Here is a 25,557-nt window from a genome sequence, read left to right on the forward strand (position 1 = left end):
TTCATAAGAAAAGGCTATAGATATAGTCGATCAATCTTGCTGCCGGGTGCCATCTTGTCCAGCTTGAAGGCCGAAAAAGCGGATATCCTCCATAAATTCCGCTTGTGCTTTTGTCGGAATCCAGGCTTTGCGGCAGGTCAGCCCGATCGGGCGGCTGGTTTCCTCTAGCGGGTGTGTCAGCGTCACCAGGAGCCCTGCCTGACGATCGGCACGAACCTGCAGGGCGGAGATGAAACCCAGATGGTCCGAATGGCGCAAGATTTCTCGCATCAGTACCAAGGAACCAGTTTCGACCAGGCTGTTCGGTGGCTCAACGCCATGTCGGGCAAACAGCGTATCAAAGAAGTGTCGTGCCGGTGACCCTTGTCCGGACACGACCCAGGGAAACTCGGCAAGGGATTGCAGGCACGGCTGCTGCTTGCCATGGAGCGGATGTCCGGGCCGGCACACCACGACCATCCTGTCGTGGAAGATTTCCTCTTGGGCGAAATCGGCCACGCTGTCGGGCGCGCGCAATGCACCAATCAGAAAATCGATGTCTCCGCGACGCATGCCGAGCGCCATGTCTTCGTAGGGTCCCTCGACGATCCGTAGGGCAAGGGTAGGCCTGCGCATACGGAAGCGGGCAATCGCTGGTCCAAGCAGAAAGGCGCGCGACAGCGGCATGGCACCGATAACGATCCGGCCCACTTCACGGCCGGCAATTTCTCCCAGATCAGCCCGCGCCTGCTCAAGCTCGGCAAAGGCCAGACGCGCTGCCACTGCCAGCGAGCGGGTCGGCCGTGAGGCTATCATTCCATGCGACGTGCGCTCAAACAGCGCCTGTCCCACCTCCTTTTCCATCTGGCTAATGGCCCGATGAACGGTGGGTTGCGAAAGGTTGAGACGGCGAGCTGCTTCCGAAAAGCTCTCGGCTTCCACAACGGCGATCAATGCATGAAGCTGTGCGCTGGTGACCGTCAGCTTGAGGCGCGGCGCGAGCTCGGCCATGGCCGGATCCAATAGGGCCAGCGCCCGCTCTATGCGGCGGCAGAGAACATCGCCCTCCGGGGTTACGAAGAAGCCCTGTGGTGTCCGCTCGAAGAGGGGTGTGCCAGCGGAGCGCTCCATCTTGCCAAGTGCCAGGGTCACAGCCGGCTGCGATACATGGCAACGTTCAGACGCCTTCGTCACGGATCGTGTTTCCTGAAGAGCCAGCAAGATCCGCAGATGCCTGAGATTACCGATCATTCCACGCGTTTCCATTGAGCGAAAGTGCCCGCTGCGTGCAGGACGGCAGATGCTGCCCTTTCAAAGCTCACCAATCCCGCCGTCATGACACCCTCCTGTTGTGTCGGTCCAGCATGTGGCGGAATGGACAGGCACGCCACCATCTATAGCATAAACTAATGACATGGACGGACTAGTGAATTGGCTGGGGGCGTGTTGGGGGTAATCATTCTGGTGAACGAGACAGGAGATCCAGATGTCCAGCCCGACGCCCGACGCAAAAACCGCACTTGTTATTTCCGCCCATGCCGCCGATTTCGTCTGGCGCTGCGGCGGCGCGATCGCGCTTCATGCCGCCTTGGGATACAAGGTCACAGTCGTTTGTCTGTCCTTTGGCGAACGGGGTGAATCGGCCAAGCTGTGGAAACAGCCCGGCATGACCCTTGAGCGGGTGAAGTCCGCACGCCGCGCAGAGGCTGAGAGGGCGGCGCAGGCGCTGGACGTGCATGACCTGATCAGCTTCGATCTCGGTGACTATCCCCTGCGTCTGAACGACGACGACAAGTATCGCCTTGTCGATGTCATTCGCGCTGTGCAGCCGTCTTTCATGCTCAGCCACTCGCAATATGACCCCTATAATACCGACCACATGTATGCCACGCAGGTTGCCCTCGAAGCGCGCATGATTGCCCAGGCCTGGGGACATAATCCCGGCCAGAAGGTGCTTGGTGCGCCGCAACTCTATTTATTTGAGCCGCATCAGACCGAGCAGATGGGCTGGAAGCCCGATGTCTTTCTCGACATTACATCTGTCTGGGACAAGAAGCGTGCCGCGATCGAGTGCATGGAAGGCCAGGAGCATCTCTGGGAGTTCTATAGCCGTGTCGCGGAAAATCGCGCCAATCACTTCATGCGCAATTCCGGTGGCCAATCGGGCGGTCGTGCGGCGAAATATGCGGAGGGTTTCCAGTCCGTCTTTCCGCGCACCGTCGATGAGCTTTGACATCGAGTGGGGCGGCCTTCCGGTTTCTCCGAGCCAGAAACCGAAAATCCCTCCGGCGCAACCGGTCTCTATCATCGATACTTGGTATGAGGAGCATTGAATATGGCTGTCGTCGTTCAGAGTATTGCACGCGTTTCGCAAGAGGTGATCGACAGGCTCGCCGCAGCCGGCGTTGCCACCGTGCATGAGGCGCAAGGCCGCAAGGGCATGCTGGCCAGCTATATGCGGCCGATCTTTGCCGGTGCCCAGATTGCCGGGTCGGCCGTCACCATCTCGGCGCCGCCCGGCGACAATTGGATGCTGCATGTGGCGATCGAGCAGCTCAAGACCGGTGACATCCTGGTTCTGGCGCCGACCAGCCCCTGTGACAACGGCTATTTCGGGGATCTTCTCGCCACATCGGCCAAGGCGCGTGGATGCCGGGGGCTGGTGATCGATGCCGGTGTGCGCGATATCCGCGATCTGACGGCGATGGGCTTTCCCGTCTGGTCCAAGGCGATCTCGGCGCAGGGCACAGTCAAGGAAACGCTTGGCTCGGTGAACATAGCGGTGGTCTGTGCCGGTTGCCATGTCGAGGCTGGGGATGTGATCGTCGCGGACGATGACGGTGTCTGCGTGGTCAAGCGTGACGAGGCCGAAACCGTTCTTGCTGCGGCGGAAAAGCGTCTCGCCAACGAGGATGCCAAACGGCAAAGGCTCGCAGCCGGCGAACTTGGCCTCGATATCTATGACATGCGGGGGGCTCTGGCGGCCAAGGGGCTGAAATATGTCTGACGAAAGCGGAATTCGCTGCCTTTGGATGCGGGGTGGCTCCTCAAAGGGGGCCTATTTTCTAAAGGAGGATCTGCCGGGCGATCCGGCCGAGCGGGATGACCTTTTGCTGCGGATCATGGGCTCTCCCGATCCACGCCAGATCGACGGTATCGGGGGCGCCGATCCCCTAACGTCAAAGGTTGCCATCCTGTCTCGATCGACTAGAGCAGACGCAGATGTCGACTACCTGTTCCTTCAGGTGTTTGTCGATCAGGCGCTGGTGAGTGATGCTCAGGGTTGCGGCAATATTCTTGCCGGTGTTGGCCCGGCCGCCATCGAGCGTGACCTGGTTTCCGTGGCAGGTCAGGAGACGGCTGTGCGCATCCATATGGTCAATACGGGCGAGGTGGCGCTCGCCAGGGTGCAGACGCCTGCGGGACGCGTATCCTATAGTGGTTCGAGTGAGATTGCAGGTGTTCCAGGCCGGCACGCGCCGGTGCCTCTGTTGTTCATGAATATTGCCGGCTCGATGTGTGGAGCCCTGCTGCCGACTGGGAACGCCATCGACCTGATCGATGGGGTCGAGGCCACCATGATCGACAATGGCATGCCCTGCGTGATCCTCAGAGCATCGGATTTTGGGCTGACTGGCAAGGAAAGCCGCGAGGAAATCGAGGCAGATCAGGGTCTCAAAGCCCGGATCGAGGCAATCCGCCTCAAGGCCGGCCCGCTGATGAACCTGGGTGATGTTGAAGAGGCTTCGGTGCCCAAGATGACGCTTGTATCGCCGCCGACAAGCGGTGGAGCGATCTCGACGCGCAGTTTCATTCCGCATCGCGTCCACGCATCCATTGGCGTGTTTGCCGCCATCACGGTTGCCACGGCAACAAGGCTCGGGCAGGGGCCGGCGGCGGCTATGGCGGACCCGCCAGGCGATGGTCAATATCTGATCGAGCATCCGACAGGCATGATGGACGTGTTTCTCGATATCGGCGAGGATGGTGCGATCAAGGGCGCCGGTTCCGTGCGCACAGCGCGTAAGCTGTTTGACGGGCTGGTTTTTCCAAAGGATTGCTGAGGCGCTGTTGTCTACACGCTGACCGGGCCGACAGCACAGGCAGCCAATGGCATTGCCAACCCAAAGGGAAACGAAGCCTGCTTTCGATTTACAAAGGCAGGCTCTCGCGGGACAGCAATACGATAGTCTCGCCTTGATCATACCGCGCACCTCCGAAGGTTCGGCTTCGGCTGGTGCGCGGTTGAACGGGGATGAAGCCTCCCGGCTTCCGGGCCGGATGGTCGTTTTGCAAGCCGGGCGGCTTGCCGCCATTTAGAAGATCTTCAAGACGCGGATCTGGGCAACGAGGTCCTGTTTGAAGCCACCTTCCACATTGATGTCCGTACCGACCATGCCCTGCAACTGAACGCTTTGGCTGACAAATGTATTGGCAAAGACGCGCAATTGGTCAGAGCGGGTCTTCAGGCCCGTCGCAACGTCATTGACCTGGTTGGTGCCACCGAAGATTCCGGCATAACCGAAGGATAGAGATGTTTTGTCGCTGACCTGATAGCGCAGATAGGTTTGCAGTTCAGTCGAAGGGTCGCGTGAAAAGGACAGGCCATCCTCCTTGTGATCTTTCCGGAATGCGACATCCAAGGCGGCATCGAGGAAAAAGCCGTTGCCCAGTCCCTGGATCAGACCGATCTGCGGTGTGAATGTCCAGGTGCCGGATCCGAGACTGACCCCGGTCGCATCGAAATTGCCCGTAGGCGCGGTCAGGAAGTTGGTGAGAGCGAGTGTCGTTCCGTAGTCCTTGTCGCTGGTGTTGATGGGCGTGACAGTAAAGCCGAGGGTAAGGTCACCAAGACCGTCAGAGGTCTGCTGGTCGATCCCGCCGATCCGCGCATTCGGAAGTGTGCCTATCGGCAGAATAGCCTGCATGGAGATCGGCACACCGGCAATGCTGTTATAATAGACACTGCGCAGCAAGGTCACGCCGAGATCCAGGCGGGAGCCGGGAATATCGCCAACTCCATCGAGATTCAGGCGGTCACTGGTGCTATACTGGAAATAGGTCAGAGCTAGGACCGTACCGTCCGGCAGAACGGCAAAATCACCCGGCGATATGTCGATTGCACTGGCACTGCCCGACGACAGGAGGACGCCAGCAAAGGCAGCCAGTCCGGCAATCGCGGCCTTGACCGTGGAAAGACGGCGACGTTCATTCATCTTTTTCATAAAGTTCCCCTTTTTTGATGGAATTCTGGATTGTGGCGCTGACAGCCTTTCGGCTGCCAGAAGTCTCCGGCATCGGCAGAAATGCCGACGCCGGAACACGGCAAAGCTGGCCCGCTGGGCCCCTTCAATGTTGGTATCCTGCAACAGCTTCCTTCCGCGCCTCGGTCCGATTGGCGATGAAGGCCGGCAAGACTATGATTTAATGAATTTTTCTTGATCCTTTGGTGCCGCTAAGAACGGCAAGAACTGTGCGCCCTGACCGGTGTGGCCCGCCCTGTCACGGGCCACACCATTGCGGTCAGTGCCCCGCCTATCAGGCGGCGAGCCTCTTCAAATAAGCGTCTGCCTCTTCCGGTACGGCAAACCAGGGGAAGAAGTCGCGCGGGTCGTCGAAGCCGTTGGCAATGCGCTTGGCAAGCTCGGGAAAGCCTTGGGCCGAGCCCATGATGTTGAGCACGTGCGGCGGCGGCGGCATCAGCAGTGCATTGGTCCAGCCCACGACGAACTGGGCATAGGACCAGTAGGTCTCGAAGGTGGCGACCATGAACTCCTCATCAAAGGCGCGGTCACCATGGGCGATGATTGCGTCGAGATAATATTTCGCCGCCTTCGAGGCATTGTTGGAGCCCTGGCCGGTCAGCGGATCGTTGAGGCAGACCGCATCGGCAAGGCCAAGGACCACGGCACCGGACGGCAGGCGGCCAATCGGCTTGCGCACCGTTGGCGCAAAGGCACCGGCCAGCCGGCCATTGTCATCCGTCAGCGCTATGTCGGTGCAGCGCTCGGCCTCCCAGGGCAGGAAGGTGTCGAGGATCCATTTCGATTTCGCCAGATGCTCGTCAGGTGTTTTCACATCCTTCCAGCAGTCCATCGCGCCGCCGGGAATGCCTTCAAACACCATGATATCGCAGGCCCCCGTGGTGGTCAGCGCCGGGAAGGTGAAATATTCGCCGACTGTCGGGATCAGGTTGAAATTGACCGCCGAATGGTCCGGGCGCTGCTTCATACCGGTCACATAGGTGAGTGCCAGTGCCCGTTGCGGCGCATCAAAGGCCGAGCGTACAGCGTCACGCTCGAACATCTTGGCGATTTCGCCTTTGCCGGCTGCCACGATGACGAGATCGCTCTCTCGCGCATAGGTCTCAAGGTCGGAAATGCCAGCATCCTGGATCGTCAGGCGGCCGCCGCGGCGTTCGAACTCCGCCATCCAGCGCGGAATCTTCACCCGCTGATCGACACTCATGGCGATCCTGTCGAGCTTGCCGTTCCAGTCGATCGCCTTGCCGGAGCCATCCGGCGCCGGGACCGTAAAGTTGATCGAGTCGGTGGTCGGGCAGTTGTCTTCCCAGAAGTTGAGGCCGAGGTCGCGTTCGTTCTCCAGGGCCTGGTCGAACATGCATTGGCTCGACATGACCCGGCCGGCGGCAATGTCGTCTGCGGTGCGGTTTTGCACCACATGCACCGCATGGCCTTCCGCGAGCAGGCCGCAGGCGAGTTGCAGGCCGGACTGGCCGCCGCCGACAATGGTGAAACGTCTTTCTGTGCTCATCGTCATTCCCCTTTTTTTAAGTATTGACGTTGTTAGTCCATCAGTTGCGGGATGGCCGAAATGGCCCTTTCAGGGCCCATCGCTGTGTAGCCGCCGTCAACGCAGAGATCGGTTCCGGTGACAAAGCTGGCATTGTCGGAAAGCAGGAAGGCAATCGCCTCGCCGACTTCTGCCGGATCGCCGGTGCGCCCGAGCATATGGAAAGGCTCGGCGACCTTGTCTGCCTTGGCGCGGGTGTCGTTGGTCAGCTGCAGCATGATGTTCGACCAGGTCCAGCCGGGCGACACCGCGTTGACGCGGATGCCGTCTGGCGCCAGATCCATGGCCTGGTTACGGGTCAGTTGCAGGATAGCGGCCTTGGACACAGGATAGACCCAACGGCCGATCTGGGCGACACGGGCGGAAATCGAGCCGAAATTGACGATGGCGCCCTTGTTCTTCGCCAGATGCGGTCGTGCCGCCTGCATCAGCATTACAGAGGAGACGATGTTGATATCGAGAGCCGTCAGCCAGTCGGCGCGGCTCGTTTCGGCGCCATTGTCCAGATAGGTGCAGGCGACGTTGACGATGAAATCGAGCCGCCCGGTCTTGTCGACTGCGGCCTTCACCAGCTCGGCAATCTCCTGGTCCTTGGTGATGTCGGTTTTGACGAAAATTGCGCCGCTGCGCGTTGCTGCGGCGTGCCCGGCCTCGTCGGCAATGTCGGCAATCACCACCTTCACGCCGTAACCGACAAGGATCTTTGCCGTCTCTTCGCCGATCAGCGTTGCGCCGCCCGAAATGATTGCTGTCTTGCCGTCCAGTCCACGCATGTTTGCGGTTCCCTCTTTTTTGTTGGAGTTTCGGTGTCAGGCCGTGGCGGAACGTGAGGCCTGATGGTCTCTTGCGAGATCCGCCATCAGGGGCCGGCTGCCTTTGAAGGCGCCGTTGCCATACAGCAGCGGACTGTCGGTTGAGCTGCCCAGATGGGTTTTGACGACGTCGCCGATCAGGATTAGGTGGGTGCCGAAAGGGCGCGCCTCGAGCAGCCTGCATTCGAAACTGGCGGCTGCGTCTGAAAGCACTGGCGCGCCGGTGAGCGATGTCATCCAAGAGCCGACGGTGAAACGGTCTTCGCGTGCCAAGCCTGCACGACCCGCAAAAGCCTCGGCCAGGGCGCGATGCGTGTCGGTGAGAACGTTGACGGCAAATACGGCCGAGTGCTCGATGAAGCGGGAGATGGAGGAGTTGAGGTTGACGCAGGCAATCAGCGCCGGGGGCTCTGTGGTCAGCGAGCAGACCGCCGTTGCCGTCAGGCCATAGCGTATGCCGTCGCCATCGATTGTGGTGATGATGTTGACGCCCGCTGTCAGCCGCCGCATCCCATCGCGGAATTGCTCATTGTCCATTTCAATGTTCCCGTGAGAATGGACGTGCCATTCATTTTATGTTTAAATTAATGTCATGTTCCGTCCGAACCGGAATGCCGGCAATCCGCATTGCGCAGCCGATTGTCCAGTTTCGGCAGGCGACGCGGAAATTTGCGTTTTGTCATGTTTTGCAGGATGATCTTTTTTGAGAGGTGAGCGATGCCGCATGCCCAGCCTGCTCCGCTTGAAAAATCCAGTCTGGTGGATACGCCGGATGTTGATGAAGCCCGCGATGCGATCGGTCGGATCTTCTGTCCGCATTTCCTGACTATGCGAGGGGGAGATCGAGGGCGGTTCCATGCCCGGCACAATAGCGTGCGCGAGCCTGGTTACTCGGTGAATTTTGTCTCCTATGGCGCCGAGGTGGAGATTGATCCGGGCGAATTATCCGGTTTCTTCCTGCTCCAAATTCCAACAGCCGGATCGGCGCAGGTCCGCTGCGGCTCGCTGGCTGTCGAGGCTGAGGCCGGGCGGATGGCAAGCCTTCTCTCCCCGACGCTTGCGACCCGCATGCGCTGGGCGGAAGGGTGCGAAAAGTTGATCGTGCTCCTGCGCCGGGATGCCATGGAACGGCTTGCGACCCAGATCCTCGACGATGTCGCACCGCTCGAGTTCGATACCGGCGTGGATCTGACCAGTCCGGTCGGGCAGGTGCTGCAGGCCCATGCGGGTCTGATGCTCGCCGGCGCGGAAAGCGAGCGGCCGCTGCCGGACGCCTACAAGGTCTCGCTTCGAGATGCGATCTCCACGCTGATGATCACTGGCCTGCGCCATAACCGGTCGGGCCGGCTGTCTTCGGCAATTCCCGAAGCAGGTCCACCGGCGGTTCGTCGTGCCCGTGCTTTCATCATGGAGAATGCCGACAAGCCGCTCTCCATGGCTGATATTTCCGAGGCGGCAGGGGTTCCGCTGCGCACGCTTCAGGACAGTTATCGCCGGGTCCATGGTATCACGCTGTCGGATGCCCTGACGCTTGCGCGCCTTGATCTCCTGCGTCTCAGTCTTCTCAATTCACACCACGATATTCATGTGGCGGATGCGGTCCTTGCGGCTGGCTTCGGGCATCTGGGCCGCGCTGCCGCCGCCTATCGGACACGCTTCGGCGAAAGCCCCTCCGAGACGCTTCGTCGTGCACAGCGCAAGAACTGACGCGGGGAAGCGGGCCTGCACCGCTTGTGGCCTGTGCCGGCTGCCAGGCAGGAGAGGCGTCACCGAACCGGTTCAGCGTGCCAGCATTTTTGCCAGAAGGAAGCCGGATCCGGCGCCCGTTCCAGCCCCCGGCCAGGTGGCTGCACCGCAGAGATAAAGGTTCTTCACTGGCATCTTGTAGCGCGACCAGCCGGGGAGCGGACGGAAAAGGAAGTTCTGGTCGAGTTGGTGTGAGCCGGAAAGCGAATCTCCGCCGATAAGGCTGGGGTTTTCCCGCTCAAGATCCAGCGGCGAATGCACGGTGCGGGCGCGGATCTTTTGCCTTGTGCCCGGCGCATAGGTTTCGATCAGCTCAATGACGCGATCGGCATAAGCCTCTTTTGCGCTATCCCAGTCACGCGCCGTAATTATGCCTGCGGCATCGCCGCGGATCTGCGCGGGCAGCACGCGCACCTGCACCCAGAGCACATGCTTGCCCTCGGGCGCGCGGCCTGGATCGAGCGCTGTGGGCTGGCCGACGACAAGCGCCGGCTCCACGGGCAGCAGGCCATCCTTTGCCTCGGCATAGACACGCGACATCATCTGCATGTCCGGGGCGATATGCACATAGGCATAGTGTTTCAAATGTGCGCCGGCGGTCCAGTCGGGCAGGGCATCCATCGACAGATGGATCATCATCGCACCCGGTCCGGGCCGGAAATCTTCGACGCCACGATTGAAGGCCTGCGGTGTCGCGCTTTCGGCCAGAAGCTTGCCGAAGACAAGCTTGGGATTGAGATTGGCAATCACTGCCTTGCGAGCGTAGAATCTGCGCCCATCCGCCAGTTCGACACCTTGCGCCACGCCGTTTTCGGTGATGATGCGGGCAACCTTTGCGCCGGTCAAAACTGTGCCGCCACGGGCGGACAGCAGCCCGGTCATCGCTGTAATGATTGTGTCGGCGCCGCCTTTGCCGATCACCATGCCGAAGGCCTGGTTGGCCATGGATTCAAGATAGGGGAACAGCGCGCCACCGGAAATGTCGGGGGCGAAATCCAGATGCAGGCCCCAGGCGGCCATCATCGCCTTCAGCTTGTCGCTTTCGAAATGTCCGTCGAGAAAGCCGCGCGGCGAGGCGACCAGCAGACGCGCCAGCGCGTAAAAGCGTGTGGTTCCCAGCGCGCGCCAGGCCCGCCAGACGGTGCGGACGGCTGAAAGCGAGGGCATCGGTGCGCCGAGAAGGGCAAAAAGATGCGGCGCCGTGTCGGAAAACTCCTTCAGCATTGCCTGCCAGGCCGCTGCATCCGTCTGCGAAAGGGCGGCGATGGCGGCGCTCGTCTCGGCAAGATCGGTCGATACACCAAGTGCGCTGCCATCCCGGAAGACGGAAGCAAAACAGTGTTTGGCCGGCACGAAGGACAGGCCATGGGCGGCAAGGTCTGCGCCATAGGTCTTGTGGAAGGCTGAGCCTGCAAACATCGAGAGGTTCATCGCCGCCAGATCGTGGCGGAAGCCGGGTTCGGTCAATTCGAGCGTCTTGACGGCGCCACCGGCTGTGGCGGCGGCTTCCGTGACCAGCACCTTCCAGCCGCGGCTTGCCAGATGCACGCCCGCTGCAAGGCCGTTATGCCCGGCACCGACGATGATCGCATCATAGGTGGTCATTGTGTTTCCTTACGCCGACGGCTTGTTCGGGTTCCACAGGATGGTTGTGGCGGTCTTTTCATAGGCCATGCCGCCCGGATAGCTGATCAGTTCCATGTCAAGGCCCCATGGCGCCTGGAAATAGAGGATCGACTGGCCGGCATTCGGTCCTTCACCGATCGGGATCGGCCCCAGACGGCAGGCGATCTGGTGGCTTTCCAGATAGGCCTTGGCTGCGTCAATATCGGTCACATACAGCGCCAGATGAAAGGCGCCGATGTCTGAATTCTTCGGCTGAAAGCGCTGCTGGTCGGGCGCTGCATATTCGAAAAGCTCGACATTCGAGCCGAAACCAATGCGCACGAGTGCGGCGCGCCGGATTTCGGCGCGCGGATGCACGCCAAGCGCCGCCGTCATGAAATCACCATCCGGATCGCGGATCGGCCCGAAACTATAGGCATGGCCGCAACCCAGCACGTTGACGAAAAAGTCGAGCGCCTGATCGAGATCCGGCACGGTGAGCCCGATATGGTCCTGGCCGACGAGGCCCGGCAATCCTGTGCCGTGAAGCTGTGTCTGGCTCATGCTCTCTCTCCTCGTTTCATGGTGCTGTCCTGACCACGGGCAAGCCAGCCCGGATCGATGTCCGGCAGCGGGATCGCGTCGAGCAGCAGTTTTGTATAATCCGATCTCGGCTGTTCGAAGAGGCTCGCGGATGGCCCTTCTTCCTCGATACGGCCAAGACGCATGACGTAGACGCGGTCGCAGACGGCGCGGATTACCGAGAGATCGTGGCTGATGAAGGCAACCGACAGGCCCATTTCGCGGCTGAGGTCCTTCAGAAGGGTCAAAGCCATGGCTTGGGTCGAAACGTCGAGGCCCGAGACAATCTCATCGGCCAGCACGAAATCGGGCTTTAGCAGAGCCGCACGGGCGATGCCGATGCGCTGGCGCTGGCCGCCGGAGAGTTCATGTGCAGAGCGGTCCAGCACAGTCTCCGGCAGCGAGACGCGGGCGAGAATGGCCGCTGCCTGCTCGTCCGCTTCACGCCGCGAGCTGGCAAGCCCGTGCAGGAAAAGCGGAGCCGTCAGGATGGTGCGGATCGACTGGCGCGGATTGAGCGAGGCCATCGGGTCCTGAAAGATCATCTGCATGCGCCGGCGCACCGGCCGCATCGCCTCATCCGACAGGGCGGAGATATCGCGTCCGTCAAAGCGGATCGAACCGGAAGAGATCGGCACCAGTTTGAGGAGCGCCCGGCCGAGCGTGGTTTTTCCAGACCCGGATTCGCCAACAATGCCGATGGTTTCGCCACGCTTTACCACAATATCGACGCCGTGCAGCACGCGAAGGGCAGGCTTGAGAGGCCCGAGCAGGCTGCGTCCGCCGCCATAGCTGACCTCTATGCCGCGGGCTTCGAGAAGGATGTCAGACATCGGCAGTCTCCCGTTGACCGATCTCTTTCCGCAGATCGGCAAAGACCCTCTCCGGCACCGGTTGAAGACCTTGTCCCGGACGGTCGTAACGGGGCCCGGCTGCGATCAGGGCACGGGTATAGGCATGGCGTGGCCGCTCGATCAGATCGGCTGTGGCGCCCTGTTCGATCACATGGCCGGAATAGAGCAGCGTGACACTGTCGCAGATCTTGGCCACCACGCCGAGATCATGGGTGACGAAGATCACTGCCGTGCCATGGGCCTCCTGCATGCGGCGCACCAGCCGCAGGATCTCCTTCTGCACGGTGACATCGAGCGCTGTCGTCGGTTCGTCGGCAATCACCAGCTTGGGATTGGGTGCGAAGGCCTGGGCGATCAGGATACGCTGGCGCATGCCGCCGGAAAGCTGATGCGGAAAACTGTCGAACACGCGGGCGGGATCGCGGATCTGCACCTCGTCCATCAGCTGGAAGGCGCGGGCGCGTGCGGATGCCGCGTTCATGCCAAGCTTCAGCCGCAGCCCGTCGGTCAGTTGCGCGCCGATCCGGCGCGCCGGGTTCAATGCCGTCTGCGGGTCTTGCGGGATCAGCGTGATGTCACGGCCGAGCAGGTTGCGCAGCACGGAGGGGCGTGCGGTCAAAAGATCGTCGCCCTCAAAGCGGATCCAGCCGCCGGCAATGCGAATGGTCGAGGGCAGGATGCCGAGCACGGCCTTGGCGATGGTCGATTTGCCGGCACCAGATTCACCGACCAGCCCGCGCACTTCGCCCGGCTGTAGCGTCAGGCTGACATCACTCAGCACATAGGTGCCGTTGCGGGCAGACAGCGCTGACAGGGCTTCCACGGAGAGAACGGGTTTTGTCATCGGCGCATCACCGGATCGAGGGCGCGGCGCAGGCCAGCGCCAAGCAGGTTGAAGGCAAGAACGGTGAGAAAGAGGGCAATCAGCGGAAAGACCAGCACCCACCAGCTTTCGTTGATCAACTGGCGGCCAGAGGCGATCATGCCGCCCCAGGTGGCGATATCGGAGGAAACCGACAGGCCGACAAAGGACAGGATCGCCTCGACGATGACGGAAATGCCCATTTGCAGGCTGATGAGGGCGATGATCACCGGTGCGACATTGGGCAGGATTTCACGCATCAGGATCTGGCCCTGCGGAAAGCCGATGGCGCGGGCGGACGTGACATAATCGAGCCCTGCCTGGGCCTGTGTTTCGGCCCTGACGACGCGGGCAAAGCGGGTCCAGTCGATGATGGCGATGGCGACGATCACCGAGGTGAGGCCCGAGCCGAGCACGGCGACCAGAAGCACCGAGAGCAGGACGGGCGGAAATGCCATCCATACATCGATCAGCCGCGAGATGATCCTGTCTGCCCATCCGCCATACCAGCCGGCGATCAGCCCGAGAGCCGAACCGATGGCAGCGGCAAAGAACGAGGCTGCGACGGCGACGATGAGCGCGATACGGGCGCCGAAGATGACGCGGGAGAAGATGTCGCGGCCAAGATCATCCGTGCCGAGCAGGAAGCCAGGCTCGGCACCGTCTATCCATGCCGGCGGTAGGGCAGATAGCATCAGGTCCTGTTCCAGCGGATCGCGAGGCGCCAGAGCGGGCGCGAAAATGGCCAGTGTCACAAGCAGGAGCAGAAAGCAGCAGGAGGTGGCGGCACGCGGTTCGCGCAGGATGGCGTTCAGGGTTTTTGACAGGTCAGCCATGGGTCTGCCTTGGGTTGAGCCGGTTGGACAGCGCATCGACGATAATGTTGATGGCGATGAACAGCGTGCCGAAGGCAAGGATGATGCCCTGGATCAGGGGCAGGTCCCGGTTGATCACCGCATCAATGGCCATCGAGCCAATGCCGGGAAACGAGAAGATGCGCTCGACGATCACGGTGCCGCCGATCATGAAGGTGAACTGTACGCCGGTGAGCGACAGCGTCGGGCCGACGGCGTTGCGCAGCGCTTCGCCCAGCACCAGGCGCATTTCCGACATGCCCTTCAGCCGGCCGAGCAGCACATAATCCTGCACCATGGCCTCGTTCAGCGCTTCCTTCAGTGTGCGGGCAATGATGGAGGCGAGCGGCAGTCCAAGCGCAAGAACGGGCATCGCCATATGGCCGAGAATGTCGAGCATGACGGCAAGGTTCAGCCGTATCATGCTCTCGATGAGGTAGAAGGGGGTGGCGAAATCGGTGGACACCGATGGGTCCATGCGGCCCGACAGCGGAAAGACCGGCCAGAGCACGCCAAACAGCAGGACAAGCGCCAGGGCCCAGATGAAATCAGGCACCGCAAGGAAAAGGCCGTTGATCAGATCGAGCAAGGGTTCAACTGGTGTCTTGCGCGACAGCGTACCGGCAACGGCGATCAGGCCGCCCGAGACCACGCCGAAGATCAGCGCTGCGAAGACAAGCTCAAGGCTTGCCGGCAGCCGCTCGCCGACCAATTCGACGACCGGGCGTTTCAGCGAGATCGACCGGCCGAAATCGCCTTGGGCAACATCACCGATCCAGATCACGAACTGCTCGAAGATGGACCGGTCAAGGCCGTAATGGGCGCGCAGCGCGGTAATATCGGCGGGCGTGGCGCTTGGCGAAATCATCATGGCGATGGGGTCGCCCGGCACCACGCGCAGAAGACAGAAGATCACCACGCCGACGCCAAACAGCGTCAGGAGTGCTGCCAAAAGGCGGCTTAGAAAGTCCGAGGCCGTCATGAACGCCTCCATTTATGCGAAATGGGAAAGGATGCGCCGGGCAACTGCCGCCGCCCGGATCTTGCGAGTGCTGGTCGTGGCCGATCAGGCCTTCGAGACCAGCGTCGGCTGAAGTGCGCTCGAGACGTTCGGCTGAACCTTCAGCGAGGACTTGAAGACGATCGGCTGCACATATTGCAGGAGCGGGATCACATAGCCCTGTTCGGCTATGTATTTGTCCGCGGCCTTCCAGCCGGCAATGCGCTTGGCCTCATCTTTTTCGCCCCAGAGCGGGCCGATCAGGGCGTCCACGTCATCGGATTTCCAACCCGAATGCGGTGACTTGCTGAACATGGCAAAGCCGGTCGAAGTGGTCGGATCGCCGATCGCATTGCCCCAGTTGTAAAAGGCGGCGGGTGCCAGTTTGTGGCCGGCGCGCAGTTCGAAATGCTTGGCGACCTCGTAGACTTCGATCTCGGCCTCGATGCCGACCTTGCGCCACATGCCGACGATCGCCTGGACCATCTCATAGTCCTTCGGCTTCAGGCCGCGCGTTGTCTGGATCTTGAAGGCAACCGGCTTGTCCTTGGAGTAACCGGAGGCGGCAAGCAGCTTCACGGCCTTGTCCGGGTCGTAGCCGACCCTGATCGAGGCGTCATAAGCGTCGTATTGCGGTGCCTCCAGCGTGTCGATCGGCACGCCATAGCCGCGCAGCAGTTTCTTGACGATGCCGGCCTTGTCGATGGCGTGATGGGCAGCAAGGCGGACATTCTTGTCCAGCATCGGCCCGACATTGGTGATGAAGATCATGCCGATATCGGAAATCGGGGTGGTGACGCCGGCCAGGCCCTTCTTCTTCGACAGGCGGTCATACTCCTCATAGGGAATTTCGAGCGTCACGTCGGACGAGCCGCTTTCGATTTCGGCCACGCGGCTTGTCGCATCGGTGACGAATTTGAAGACGACGGTGTCAAAGGCTGGCTTGCCGCCCCAATAGTCGGGATTGGCCTTCAGTCGCAGGAAGGAATTGCCCTCATAGGCATCAAACATGTAAGGGCCGGTGCCGATGGGCTGCTTTTCGAAGCCTTCCGCACCGACTTTTTCATAGTAAGCCTTGGGCAGCACATAGCCGGTCAGGAATGCCATCCACTTGAAGATGGTCGGATCGAAATTCTTGACGTCGCCTGTCACCTTGTTGCCGGAAACGGTGAAATTGCCGATGCTGGCCCAGACGCTGGCGACGGGATTGCCGGTTTCGGGCTTTGCAGCGCGCTCCAGAGACCAGATGACATCGCCCGGTGTCAGCGGCGTGCCGTCGTGCCATTTAACCCCTTCGCGCACGTCGAACCAGACCTTGGTCTTGTCGTCGTTCCAGCCCCAGGCGGTGATCAACCCCGGCTCTAGCGAAAGATCGGTCTTCTGGCCGATATACTGGTCGTAGATCGAACGATAGATGGCTTGGATGGCAGGGTTGACGCCGGAAAGCCCCGTTGTGCCATCGAAAGACGGAAGATTGGCGTTGAAGGCGATGGTGAGCGTGGAGGTGTCTGTACCCGCCAAGCTGACCTTGCCGGCCAGAATTGCGGACAGGAAGGCGCTAGCGCCGAGGCCCATGGCCTGGCGGCGTTTCAGTTCCATCATGATCTTGCTCCGTTGTTCCCCTGCCTCTTACCCAACACGGGGCGAGGTCTTTCTGGAATGATTGAAGTATAAATAAATCGGGATGGCCGACAAGATGGGTCTCGGTGATTTTCGCCAGAATTCGGGTGCTCAATCCGTTAAGTCCATGAAAATGCATCTTCATGTCGTTGCAAATTTTTATGCGAAGCTTTGTTAAGATGCCCTATAATGCAGAGGGTATAGAAATTGGTTGACAGATATTTTGAGCCTAAAGTATGCATATGCATATAATGCACCGGATCAACCGGGCACAGGGGAACGAATATGGCTGAACGATCTTTCGCCCGTGAGGTCGAAGACCTCAAGCTCGGGCAGGGTGATGTCTTCGTCGGTGAGGGCATCCTCGCCATCACCAAGGCTTTGCTGCAATCGGGTGTCTCCTATGTCGGCGGATACCAGGGTTCGCCGATCTCCCATCTGATGGATGTTCTGGCCGACGCCAAGGATGTGATGGAGGATCTCGGGATCCATTTCGAGACATCCGCTTCGGAGGCTGCCGCTGCCGCCATGCTTTCGGCCTCGGTCATGTATCCTGTGCGCGGAGCCGTCACCTGGAAGTCGACGGCCGGCACCAATGTTGCGTCCGACGCGCTCTCCAACCTGTCGTCTGGTGGCGTCACCGGCGGCGCGCTGATCATCATTGGCGAGGATTACGGCGAAGGCTCCTCGATCATGCAGGAGCGTAGCCACGCCTTTGCGATGAAATCGCAGATCTGGCTGCTGACGCCGCGCCCCGATCTGCCCTCGATCGTGGAAGCGGTGGAAAAGGGGTTCGAACTGTCGGAAGCCTCCTCCACGCCGGTCATGCTTCAGGTCGGCATCCGCAGCTGTCACGTGCATGGGCATTTCAACGCCAAGGACAACAAGCGACCGGATTATACCCTGCGCGAGGCGATGGAAAATCCGCGCCGCGATCTGAACCGCATCGTCCTGCCGCCGGCCTCCTTCCTGCATGAGAAGGACAAGCTGGAACGCCGCTGGCCTGCAGCCGTCGAGTTCGTCAAGCAGAACCGGCTGAACGAGTTTTTCGGCCCGGATGAGGGCGAGGTTGGCATCATCTTGCAGGGCGGCATCTATAATGGTGCCATGCGCGCGCTCGCCCAGCTCGGGCTTGCCGATATCTATGGCAATGCGCGGGTGCCGATCTATGTGATGAATGTCGCCTATCCGATGATCGACGATGAGGTGCTGGCCTTTGCTGAGGGCAAGAAGGCGCTTTTGATGGTGGAAGAAGGCGCACCGGAATATATCGAGCAGGCGCTGCACACGCTGTTTCGGCGTCGTGGCATCGAGACCGCATTGAACGGCAAGGACGTGCTGCCGCTTGGCGGGGAATATACGACACCGGTGCTGGTTAAGGGTCTTTCAGCATTCTTCGAGGCGCATGCGCCGCATCTGCTTGGCAACCGGCGCCCGGCGCCCGATCCGAGCGCGGTGCTGGCCGATGACCGCGTCAAGGCCCTGGCACAGGTCGTGCCGCCGCGCCCGGCCGGCTTTTGCACCGGCTGTCCGGAGCGGCCAATCTTTGCCGCCATGAAACTGGTGGAAAAGGAACTGGGCGTCCATCACGTCTCGGCAGATATCGGCTGCCACCTGTTTTCGATCCTGCCGCCCTTCAATATCGGCGGTACGACCATGGGTTATGGCCTCGGGCCGGCCTCGGCATCCGCCTTCAATGTCGAGGCAGACAAGCGCGCCATTTCGGTGATGGGCGATGGCGGCTTCTGGCACAATGGCCTTACCAGTTCGGTTGGCAATGCCGTCTTCAACAAGCAGGACGGTGTCACCATCATCGTCGACAATTTCTATTCCGCAGCGACGGGCGGGCAGGACATTCTGTCCTCGCGGGCAAGGAACGCGCGGCGCAAGACGAACAATTCGATCGTCAATGCCGTGAAGGGCATTGGCGCCGAATGGGTGCGTCAGATCGATCGCACCTATGATGTGGCAAAGATGCGCGACACATTGAGGGAGGCTTTGACCACCGACGCCAAGGGGCCAAAGATCATCGTCGCCTCCTCCGAATGCATGCTGAACAAGCAGCGACGGGTCAAACCTGAATTTGCCAAGGCGGTGAAGAGTGGCCAGCGCATGGTGAAGGAGCGTTTCGGCGTCGATGAAGATATCTGCACCGGCGACCACGCCTGCATCCGCTTGTCGGGATGTCCCTCGCTCTCGGTCAAGCATAGCGCGGATCCGCTGAAGGATGATCCGGTGGCGGCGATCGACAATTCCTGTGTCGGCTGCGGCAATTGCGGCGAGGTATCGGAGGCGGCCGTGCTCTGTCCGTCCTTCTACCGCGCCGATGTGATTTTCAATCCAACGGCCATGGACAGGCTGCTCAATCGTTTCCGCGCCGCCGTCATCGGCTGGTTGCAGGCGCGCCGGACCCGTTCGCGCATCGCCTTTGGCGCGTAAGGGAGAAAGGACATGAACAGCATGACCATTTCTCACACCCATATCCTGTCGGACGATCGGCCGATCTGCATCGCCATTCTTGCCATGGGCGGGCAGGGCGGCGGCGTTCTTGCCGACTGGATCGTGGCGCTGGCTGAAAACCAGGGCTGGGTGGCCCAGTCCACCTCTGTGCCCGGCGTTGCCCAGCGCACCGGTGCGACGATCTACTATATCGAAATCATCCGTGCGCCCAGCGGCGTACACCCGATCCTGGCCTTGATGCCGACACCCGGCGATGTGGATATCGTCATTGCGGCCGAACTGATGGAAGCGGGTCGCTCGGTCCTGCGCGGCCTTGTGACGCCGGACAAGACGGCACTGATTGCCTCCACCCACCGCGCCTATGCGGTGGGCGAGAAGGAGAAGCCCGGCGACGGCACGGGCAATCCGGTCACCGTCATCGACGCCACCGATTTTGCCGCCCGCAAGACCGTGGCCTTCGACATGGAACGGTTGGCAACCCGCAACGGCTCGGTGGTTTCCTCGGCACTCTTCGGTGCGCTGGCGGCATCCGGTGCGCTGCCTTTCGAAAAATCGGCCTATGAGGCCACCATTCGCTCCGGCGGCAAGGGTGTCGAGGCAAGCGTCAAGGCCTTCGATGCCGCCTTCGAGCGGACGCTGAAGGGCGAGAACGACAAGCTCTCTGCGCAGCCGGCCAAGAGTTTCGAGCCGCTGCCGGTGAAAGCCGGCCATCCGAAGCTTGATGCGCTCGTGGCGCGCATCCGCAATGAATTTCCCATCGATTGCCATGCCATGCTGTTTGCCGGTGTCAAAAAGGCTACGGATTTCCAGGATGCCGACTATGGCGACGAATACCTGACCCGCATGGCGGCGCTCCACAGGCTCGACCGTGCTGCCGGCGGCGAGGCACACGACTTTGCCTTCACCACCGAGGCGGCCAAGCATGTCGCGAACGCTTTCACCTATGATGATGTGATGCGGGTTGCCGATCTCAAGGTGCGGTCCAGCCGCTTCGAGCGCATCCGCAGCGAAGTGGGGGTGCGCGATGGCCAGATCCTGACGATGACCGAATATATGCATCCGCGTATGGAAGAAGTGTGCGGTACCCTGCCCAGCGGTCTCGGGGCCTGGATTGAAAACCACCCCTCGGTGTTTCATTGGCTTGATCTGCGCGTCAACAAGGGGCGGCGGGTGAAGACCGCGACGCTCGGCTGGTTCCTGATGCTTTACATGCTGTCAGGCTTGAAGGGCATTCGTCGCAAGAGCCTTCGCCACGGTCGCGAAATCGCGCATCGCGAGGATTGGCTTTTGAAGGCACAGAAGGCGCTGACGGAAAATTACGATCTCGCCGTCGAGGTGATCCGCTGTCGCCGGCTGGTCAAGGGATATTCCGATACCCATGCGCGCGGGCTGTCGAAGTTCGACCGAACGCTGGGGGCTCTGCCTCTGCTTTCCGGTCGCGATGATGCCGCCGATTGGCTGCGCCGGCTGCGCACGGCAGCCTTGGCCGACGAAGCAGGCGATGTCCTGGATGGGGCGATCATGACGGTCAAAAGCCTTTGATACTCTGTCTCAGAGGTCGTTCTGGCGGATGTTGCGCAGCATTTTCTGCAAGGTGGCGATGAAGCGGCGCTGTTCGTCCTCGCTGATGTCGCGGAACATCTGCTGCAAATGCAGATGCATGGTGGGCCAGATCTTGTCGAGCACGGCGCGCCCTTCGGCGGTGATGGAGATGTCGCGGATGCGCATGTCCTCTGCCCGCGACTGGCGCTGGATGAACCCCTGTTCCTCCAGTGAATCGAGTGTCCGGCTCATCGTCGATTGCTCGGTGACCGTATAGATCGACAGTTCGTTGACGGTGAGAGAGGAAAACACCGACAGCACGGCGAGCGCGCGCATCTTTGCCGTGGTGATGTCCTGTCGCTTCATGTCCTCGGCAAGATCGATATTCCAGCGCGCCATCACCCGGTTCATCAGATAGGGCGCGAAATTGTTGAGCCCGACCTCACCAAGGCTTGGAATCCGGCTTTCGGCTGAGGGCCGCTTTTCCGGTTCTGCGCTTTGCGCGTCTTTCATGCATCCTCACTCGTCGTTCGCGTGTCTGTCGCAGCGGTTGCCCATGCGACATTGCTCCCGGCGTCTTTTCTTCACAGCGACGAGGCCAGAAGATAGCCCGACCCGCCGCCCAGGCCCGGACCGGGATGGGTGGACGCGCCGATATGGTAGAGGCCGGGAATATGCGTCCCGTGATTATGGCTATTCTTGAAGGGACGCCAGATGAAAAACTGGTCCAGTCCACAAAAACCGCCATAGGGATCGCCACCAACCAGGTTTATGTTCATAGCTTCAAGGTCGGCGGGTGAATAGGTGCGGCGCTTGACGATGATATTGCGAAAGCCCGCAATGTGCCGGCAAAGCACGGCCTCGATGCGCTCGGCAAAGGCCTCGCGTGTTGCCTCGTCCCACTGTCCATCGGCCGGCGTATCGATGAGACCGGCGGCATCGCCTTTGAGGATGCGCGGCGCATCGGGGATCTGCAGCCAGAGAAGACCTGCGCCATCCGGCGCGCGGGATGGATCGAAGGAGGCCGGCTGGCCGACGCAGATCGTCGGTTCGGCCGGCAGGAGCCCGCGCTCGGCCTCGTTTGCCGAGCGTGACACGCCGTCAAGCCCCGGCGTCAGATGCAGGAGGGCAACCTTGGCAAGCTCGGGCGAGGCATGCCAGCGGGCCGGCTCCTTCAGCGCGTAATGGATCTGCATATTGCCTTTGCCGTAGCGATAGGAAGAGAGCCCCTGGGTGACAGTCTCCGGCAGGGCCGTCGGCCAGTTGCGCAACAGCCGGCCATAGAGCTGGTGCGGCGCAACCGAGGCGATGACGCCTCTGGACGCCGTGAAGCTGCGGCCATCGGCAAGCCGTATCCCCGAAGCACTGCCTTTTGCGCCGGCGATGATCTCGTCCACATCGGCACCCGTGACGATCTCGCCGCCCTGGTCGCGGATGAGCTTTTCGAAGGCTTTCACCAGGTTTTCCGCGCCGCCCTTGACGATGGGGCAGCCGGCCGCCTCGATGGCGAAACCGATCACGCGGGTCATTTCGGCCGAATAGGCGGCCTCCGGCGACAGGCCGCAATGCAGTGCCCAGGGCGCCCAGAGAGCCCGCATGGTTTCCGATTGATAGCGTGTCTCGAGATAGCCGCGGGCAGGCGCAAGCGCCTCGCCGAAAAAGGCTGCCATGCCCTTGATGCCGCGCTGCCAGGTCTGTTTGGCGAGAAGCTTCAGTGTTGCAGACGACCAGAGATGCCCGCCAAGCAGCCCGAAGACGAAACCGGCATTGCCGCCAAACCGGTTCATCTCGGCATCAAAGCGGTCGCCATCGCCGGCGCCAAGACTGTTGAACTGCGCAATATTGCGGGCACGGTCCATGGAGAGGACTGCGTTGCGTCCATCCGGCTGCAGGACGCCGGTCGGCGTCGGGCTGTGGCAGAATTCAAGCCCGCGGGCGGCAAGATCGCCACCGAGCGCTGCAAAGGCAGGCGAGGTGATGAACAGAACCATGGTGGTTGCCATCACATCATGGCGAAAGCCCGGTGCGGTGATCTCTTCGGTGCGCAGGCAGCCGCCAAGGCTGTCGTTTCGGTCCACGAGCAGGACTTTGCGGCCCTTCCTGCCGAGCATTGCAGCGGCCACCAGACCGTTGATGCCGCCGCCGATGATGATGTGATCATGAACCGACATGATAATCCCCCAACGCCAGCACGCGGCGCTTCTATCCTGCTTGCGTTTTTCAAAGAGGAGCAGGAGGCAGGAATGGTTGGGATCCCTGCCTCCAGGCGGGCCCTGCGTTTTCAAAAAACGCCCGGCAACGCGGTCATGTGTCCGTCTGGCGGGCTAAACGAACGCCGGGATGGGCCGGGTTCAGCGCGTCAAGCCGCCATTGTCAGGCGGATTTCAGCCGCCGATGAGTGCCAGTGCCCGAACCGGAGACCCGGTGCCCTTGACGAGTTTCAGCGGTGCGGCGATCAGGATTGCTCCCTTGGCCGGCAACTGGTCGAGGTTGGACAGGCTGGCAAGGCCATATTTATTGGCCTTGTGCATCAGGTTGTGGGCAGGGAAGGGCGGGTTCATGCCACCGGCGGAGCCGGCATCGGTGCCGATGGTTTCCTGGCCCCAGCCGATAATGCCCTTGCTCAGGAGATATTCGATGGCTTCCACCGTCGGACCCGGCGAATGCGGGCCGTTCTCGTCGGCATTGAGGAAGGTGTCGGTCGCGCCGTTGCGCTTGTACCAGTCGGTGCGCATCAAGACCCAGCTGCCGGCTCCGATTTCGCCGTGCTCGGCCTCCCAGGCCTTGATACTGTCGACGGTCAGGAGATAGTCCGGATCGGCATCGGCCTCCTTTGAGCGGTCGATGACATTGACGGGCGCGACGAAATTTTGCGGGGGGATCGTGTCGGTCGTGTTGCCCGGATGATCCTTGCCGGTAATCCAGTGGCAGGGTGCATCGAAATGCGTGCCGGTATGTTCACCAAGCTCCAGCCAGTTCCAGGCCCAGAAAGGACCGTCCTGATCATAGGCGGAGATGGTGTGGACCTTGACCTGCGGCGTGTTCTTGCCGAACTGTGGCGGCAGGTAGAGCACCGGTGTTTCAGGGCCAAGTGGTGCGGTCAGATCAACGACCTTTACGGCACCGGAAAGAAGCCCTGTTGCGAGCTTTGCAATAGCGTCAGACATGGAGTTCCCCATACGTTTCGGATGGATTTGGGCGCTGGTTTCTGCCGCGCCTCTTTGGGAAACATCTTAAGCTTCGAAATATGCATTTGCAAGTTTTTTCCAGAATCCGACCACGAGCGATGGTTTGGCTACCTCACGATCTGCGGCTTTGATCGACACCCTGAATTACCCGGTAGCGTATGATCTTTCCATGGACCGAACGTCTGCCGCATGGATTAGGTTACGTATCGACACTAATGCCGATGGCAATGCTGCTCGTCGCCTCTAAACTGGAGATGAGAGTTCTCCGATCCGGAATGCCATGATGCAGATCTTACCCAGGGCCGCTTTGACGCTGGCCGTTGCGCGAAACATTATCGAGAGCGATGGGCCTGAGGCCTTGCATGCGCTTGTACTGGAACGGGCAGGGAGCAGTGACGACAATTCCATTATCGGCGTGGATGCCGATGCAGGCTGGTCGATCGAGGGACCCTTGAGTGGCATTCCATTTGGCGTCAAGGACAATATCGACAGCCTGCCCTTTGCGACGACCGGCGGCTCGCCCGGCCTTACCGACTATTTTCCCGCCACCGATGCCCCGGCTGTGGCGCGGTTGAAAGCTGCTGGCGGTTATGTGCCGGTCAAGCTCAGCCTTCACGAACTTGCGTTCGGGATCACGTCCAATAACAGCCATGCCGGTCCAGTCAGAAATCCCTATGATCCTAAGCGGGTCGCCGGAGGGTCTTCCGGAGGGAATGCTGCGGCTGTGGCCCGGTCCGTCATCCCCTTTGCGCTGGGAACCGATACCGGCGGATCGACGCGTATCCCTGCTGCCTTTTGCGGTATTGCCGGCTTCCGTCCCTCCACCGGGCGCTATCCTTCAGGCGGGGTTCTGACCCTATCCACCACGCGCGATACGATCGGCCCGATGGCCGTCGATTGCTCCGATCTTCTGGAGATTGACGGGCTGATCGTGCCCGAAGAACAGGGCGTGCCCGTCATCGCACGACGCCTGCGGATAGGTCTCCTGAATGCGTCCGCCGGGCTGTCATTGCAAACCGATGCAGCTTTCGGCAAGGCCATCCTGGCCCTTGAAGCGGCAGGCGTCGCGGACTTCGTCCCCCTCGATGTGCCCGCATTCGCCGATCTCGATGAGCGGATGGGCCATGCCATCGTCTTCAACGAAGCGGCAGATGTCTGGGAACGCTTTTGTCGGGAAAAACGCGGTCTCTCTCTTTCCGCCTTTGCCGAACTGATTGCCAGCCCGGACGTGCGCCATGTCTTCGGCTCGCTGGAGCACCTGGCGCTAGAGACCCGGCCTGCCTTCGAGAGGGCCGTGCACGGCGGCCTGCTGGGTGCACTTCGCAAGGACTATGCCGATCTCTTTTCGGCAAATGGTCTCGACCTGATCGCCATGCCGACCAGTCCCGTACCGCCGCCATTCATCGGCGAGGACATGACCATGGCGACGGATCTGGGGCTGAAGTCCACGTTCGACACTGTGGCCCGAAATACCGCGCTCGCGACACTGACCGGCGCGCCATCGCTATCGATCCCTGCAGGCCTCGATGCGGGCGGTCTTCCCGTGGGTCTGATGATCGAGGGGCGTCCTGGAGAGGATCGTTTCGTGCTTGCTGCTGGTGCGCGTATCGAAAGCGTGTTGAAAGGCCTGATCTGATGCC

Annotated in this window: 22 protein-coding genes; 7 read left to right on the forward strand and 15 right to left on the reverse strand. The window is 61.0% G+C overall.

Annotated features, from left to right (window positions below; translation table 11 throughout):
- Positions 1-30: 30 nt before the first annotated feature.
- On the reverse strand, positions 31-1,245 hold the full coding sequence (locus tag E8M77_RS00055; protein ID WP_205910433.1) for a LysR family transcriptional regulator: 1,215 nt from the start codon (positions 1,243-1,245) through the stop codon (positions 31-33).
- Positions 1,246-1,465: 220 nt separating this feature from the next.
- On the opposite strand from E8M77_RS00055, the gene E8M77_RS00060 reads away from it, so the two are divergent.
- The 3 genes from E8M77_RS00060 (at position 1,466) to E8M77_RS00070 (ending at position 4,043) form a co-directional block, all read left to right on the forward strand.
- Entirely contained in the window at positions 1,466-2,212 is a 747-nt protein-coding gene (locus E8M77_RS00060) for a PIG-L deacetylase family protein (RefSeq protein WP_137128566.1), read from the forward strand.
- A 102-nt stretch (positions 2,213-2,314) separates the two neighbouring features.
- Complete coding sequence (locus tag E8M77_RS00065) at positions 2,315-2,986, forward strand: 4-carboxy-4-hydroxy-2-oxoadipate aldolase/oxaloacetate decarboxylase (protein ID WP_137128567.1); 672 nt, start codon at positions 2,315-2,317, stop codon at positions 2,984-2,986.
- Positions 2,979-4,043, forward strand: coding sequence for a 4-oxalomesaconate tautomerase (locus E8M77_RS00070; RefSeq protein ID WP_137128568.1), 1,065 nt, complete (start codon positions 2,979-2,981; stop codon positions 4,041-4,043). The genes E8M77_RS00065 and E8M77_RS00070 overlap by 8 nt, the downstream gene beginning before the upstream one ends.
- Before the next feature lie 252 nt (positions 4,044-4,295).
- Here E8M77_RS00070 and E8M77_RS00075 read toward each other — a convergent pair whose 3' ends face one another.
- From E8M77_RS00075 to E8M77_RS00090, 4 genes are all read right to left on the reverse strand, one after another.
- The gene (locus E8M77_RS00075; protein ID WP_205910434.1) at positions 4,296-5,204 is read right to left on the reverse strand and encodes a transporter; all 909 of its coding nucleotides are present in this window, start codon (positions 5,202-5,204) and stop codon (positions 4,296-4,298) included.
- 313 nt (positions 5,205-5,517) lie between these two features.
- Positions 5,518-6,753 (reverse strand): styrene monooxygenase/indole monooxygenase family protein, encoded by a 1,236-nt coding sequence (locus E8M77_RS00080; protein ID WP_137128569.1) that lies wholly within the window; start codon positions 6,751-6,753, stop codon positions 5,518-5,520.
- A 32-nt stretch (positions 6,754-6,785) separates the two neighbouring features.
- The gene (locus E8M77_RS00085; protein WP_137128570.1) at positions 6,786-7,565 is read right to left on the reverse strand and encodes an SDR family oxidoreductase; all 780 of its coding nucleotides are present in this window, start codon (positions 7,563-7,565) and stop codon (positions 6,786-6,788) included.
- 36 nt (positions 7,566-7,601) lie between these two features.
- The gene (locus E8M77_RS00090) at positions 7,602-8,141 is read right to left on the reverse strand and encodes a flavin reductase family protein (protein WP_137128571.1); all 540 of its coding nucleotides are present in this window, start codon (positions 8,139-8,141) and stop codon (positions 7,602-7,604) included.
- 180 nt (positions 8,142-8,321) lie between these two features.
- On the opposite strand from E8M77_RS00090, the gene E8M77_RS00095 reads away from it, so the two are divergent.
- Positions 8,322-9,311, forward strand: coding sequence for an AraC family transcriptional regulator (locus E8M77_RS00095; protein ID WP_137128572.1), 990 nt, complete (start codon positions 8,322-8,324; stop codon positions 9,309-9,311).
- A 72-nt stretch (positions 9,312-9,383) separates the two neighbouring features.
- Here E8M77_RS00095 and E8M77_RS00100 read toward each other — a convergent pair whose 3' ends face one another.
- The 7 genes from E8M77_RS00100 to E8M77_RS00130 form a co-directional block, all read right to left on the reverse strand.
- Complete coding sequence (locus E8M77_RS00100; protein ID WP_137128573.1) at positions 9,384-10,955, reverse strand: NAD(P)/FAD-dependent oxidoreductase; 1,572 nt, start codon at positions 10,953-10,955, stop codon at positions 9,384-9,386.
- Between the two features lie 9 nt (positions 10,956-10,964).
- Positions 10,965-11,519, reverse strand: a complete 555-nt coding sequence (locus tag E8M77_RS00105; protein ID WP_137128574.1) for a VOC family protein — start codon at positions 11,517-11,519, stop codon at positions 10,965-10,967.
- Positions 11,516-12,370, reverse strand: a complete 855-nt coding sequence (locus E8M77_RS00110; protein ID WP_137128575.1) for an ATP-binding cassette domain-containing protein — start codon at positions 12,368-12,370, stop codon at positions 11,516-11,518. The genes E8M77_RS00105 and E8M77_RS00110 overlap by 4 nt, the downstream gene beginning before the upstream one ends.
- Positions 12,363-13,235, reverse strand: a complete 873-nt coding sequence (locus E8M77_RS00115) for an ABC transporter ATP-binding protein (protein WP_137128576.1) — start codon at positions 13,233-13,235, stop codon at positions 12,363-12,365. The genes E8M77_RS00110 and E8M77_RS00115 overlap by 8 nt, the downstream gene beginning before the upstream one ends.
- The gene (locus tag E8M77_RS00120) at positions 13,232-14,089 is read right to left on the reverse strand and encodes an ABC transporter permease (RefSeq protein WP_137128577.1); all 858 of its coding nucleotides are present in this window, start codon (positions 14,087-14,089) and stop codon (positions 13,232-13,234) included. Before E8M77_RS00120 ends, E8M77_RS00115 begins: the two co-directional genes overlap by 4 nt.
- On the reverse strand, positions 14,082-15,089 hold the full coding sequence (locus E8M77_RS00125) for an ABC transporter permease (RefSeq protein WP_137128578.1): 1,008 nt from the start codon (positions 15,087-15,089) through the stop codon (positions 14,082-14,084). Before E8M77_RS00125 ends, E8M77_RS00120 begins: the two co-directional genes overlap by 8 nt.
- Positions 15,090-15,173: 84 nt before the next feature.
- The gene (locus E8M77_RS00130) at positions 15,174-16,709 is read right to left on the reverse strand and encodes an ABC transporter substrate-binding protein (protein WP_170975684.1); all 1,536 of its coding nucleotides are present in this window, start codon (positions 16,707-16,709) and stop codon (positions 15,174-15,176) included.
- A 303-nt stretch (positions 16,710-17,012) separates the two neighbouring features.
- Between E8M77_RS00130 and E8M77_RS00135 the strand changes: the two genes are divergently transcribed.
- The gene (locus tag E8M77_RS00135; protein ID WP_137128579.1) at positions 17,013-19,166 is read left to right on the forward strand and encodes an indolepyruvate ferredoxin oxidoreductase subunit alpha; all 2,154 of its coding nucleotides are present in this window, start codon (positions 17,013-17,015) and stop codon (positions 19,164-19,166) included.
- 12 nt (positions 19,167-19,178) lie between these two features.
- Positions 19,179-20,729 (forward strand): indolepyruvate oxidoreductase subunit beta family protein, encoded by a 1,551-nt coding sequence (locus E8M77_RS00140; protein WP_137128580.1) that lies wholly within the window; start codon positions 19,179-19,181, stop codon positions 20,727-20,729.
- Positions 20,730-20,738: 9 nt separating this feature from the next.
- Here E8M77_RS00140 and E8M77_RS00145 read toward each other — a convergent pair whose 3' ends face one another.
- The 3 genes from E8M77_RS00145 to E8M77_RS00155 all read right to left on the reverse strand — a co-directional run bounded on the left by E8M77_RS00145 (position 20,739) and on the right by E8M77_RS00155 (position 23,896).
- The gene (locus tag E8M77_RS00145; RefSeq protein WP_137128581.1) at positions 20,739-21,242 is read right to left on the reverse strand and encodes a MarR family transcriptional regulator; all 504 of its coding nucleotides are present in this window, start codon (positions 21,240-21,242) and stop codon (positions 20,739-20,741) included.
- A 71-nt stretch (positions 21,243-21,313) separates the two neighbouring features.
- Positions 21,314-22,900: an NAD(P)/FAD-dependent oxidoreductase gene (locus tag E8M77_RS00150; protein ID WP_137128582.1), complete on the reverse strand. Its 1,587-nt coding sequence runs from the start codon at positions 22,898-22,900 to the stop codon at positions 21,314-21,316.
- Positions 22,901-23,113: 213 nt separating this feature from the next.
- Entirely contained in the window at positions 23,114-23,896 is a 783-nt protein-coding gene (locus E8M77_RS00155) for a cyclase family protein (RefSeq protein WP_137128583.1), read from the reverse strand.
- Between the two features lie 304 nt (positions 23,897-24,200).
- On the opposite strand from E8M77_RS00155, the gene E8M77_RS00160 reads away from it, so the two are divergent.
- Positions 24,201-25,553, forward strand: coding sequence for an amidase family protein (locus E8M77_RS00160; RefSeq protein WP_170975685.1), 1,353 nt, complete (start codon positions 24,201-24,203; stop codon positions 25,551-25,553).
- Positions 25,554-25,557: the final 4 nt, after the last annotated feature.

It is taken from the genome of Rhizobium sp. FY34 (genome assembly GCF_005222845.1).
Taxonomy (GTDB): Bacteria; Pseudomonadota; Alphaproteobacteria; order Rhizobiales; family Rhizobiaceae; genus Neorhizobium.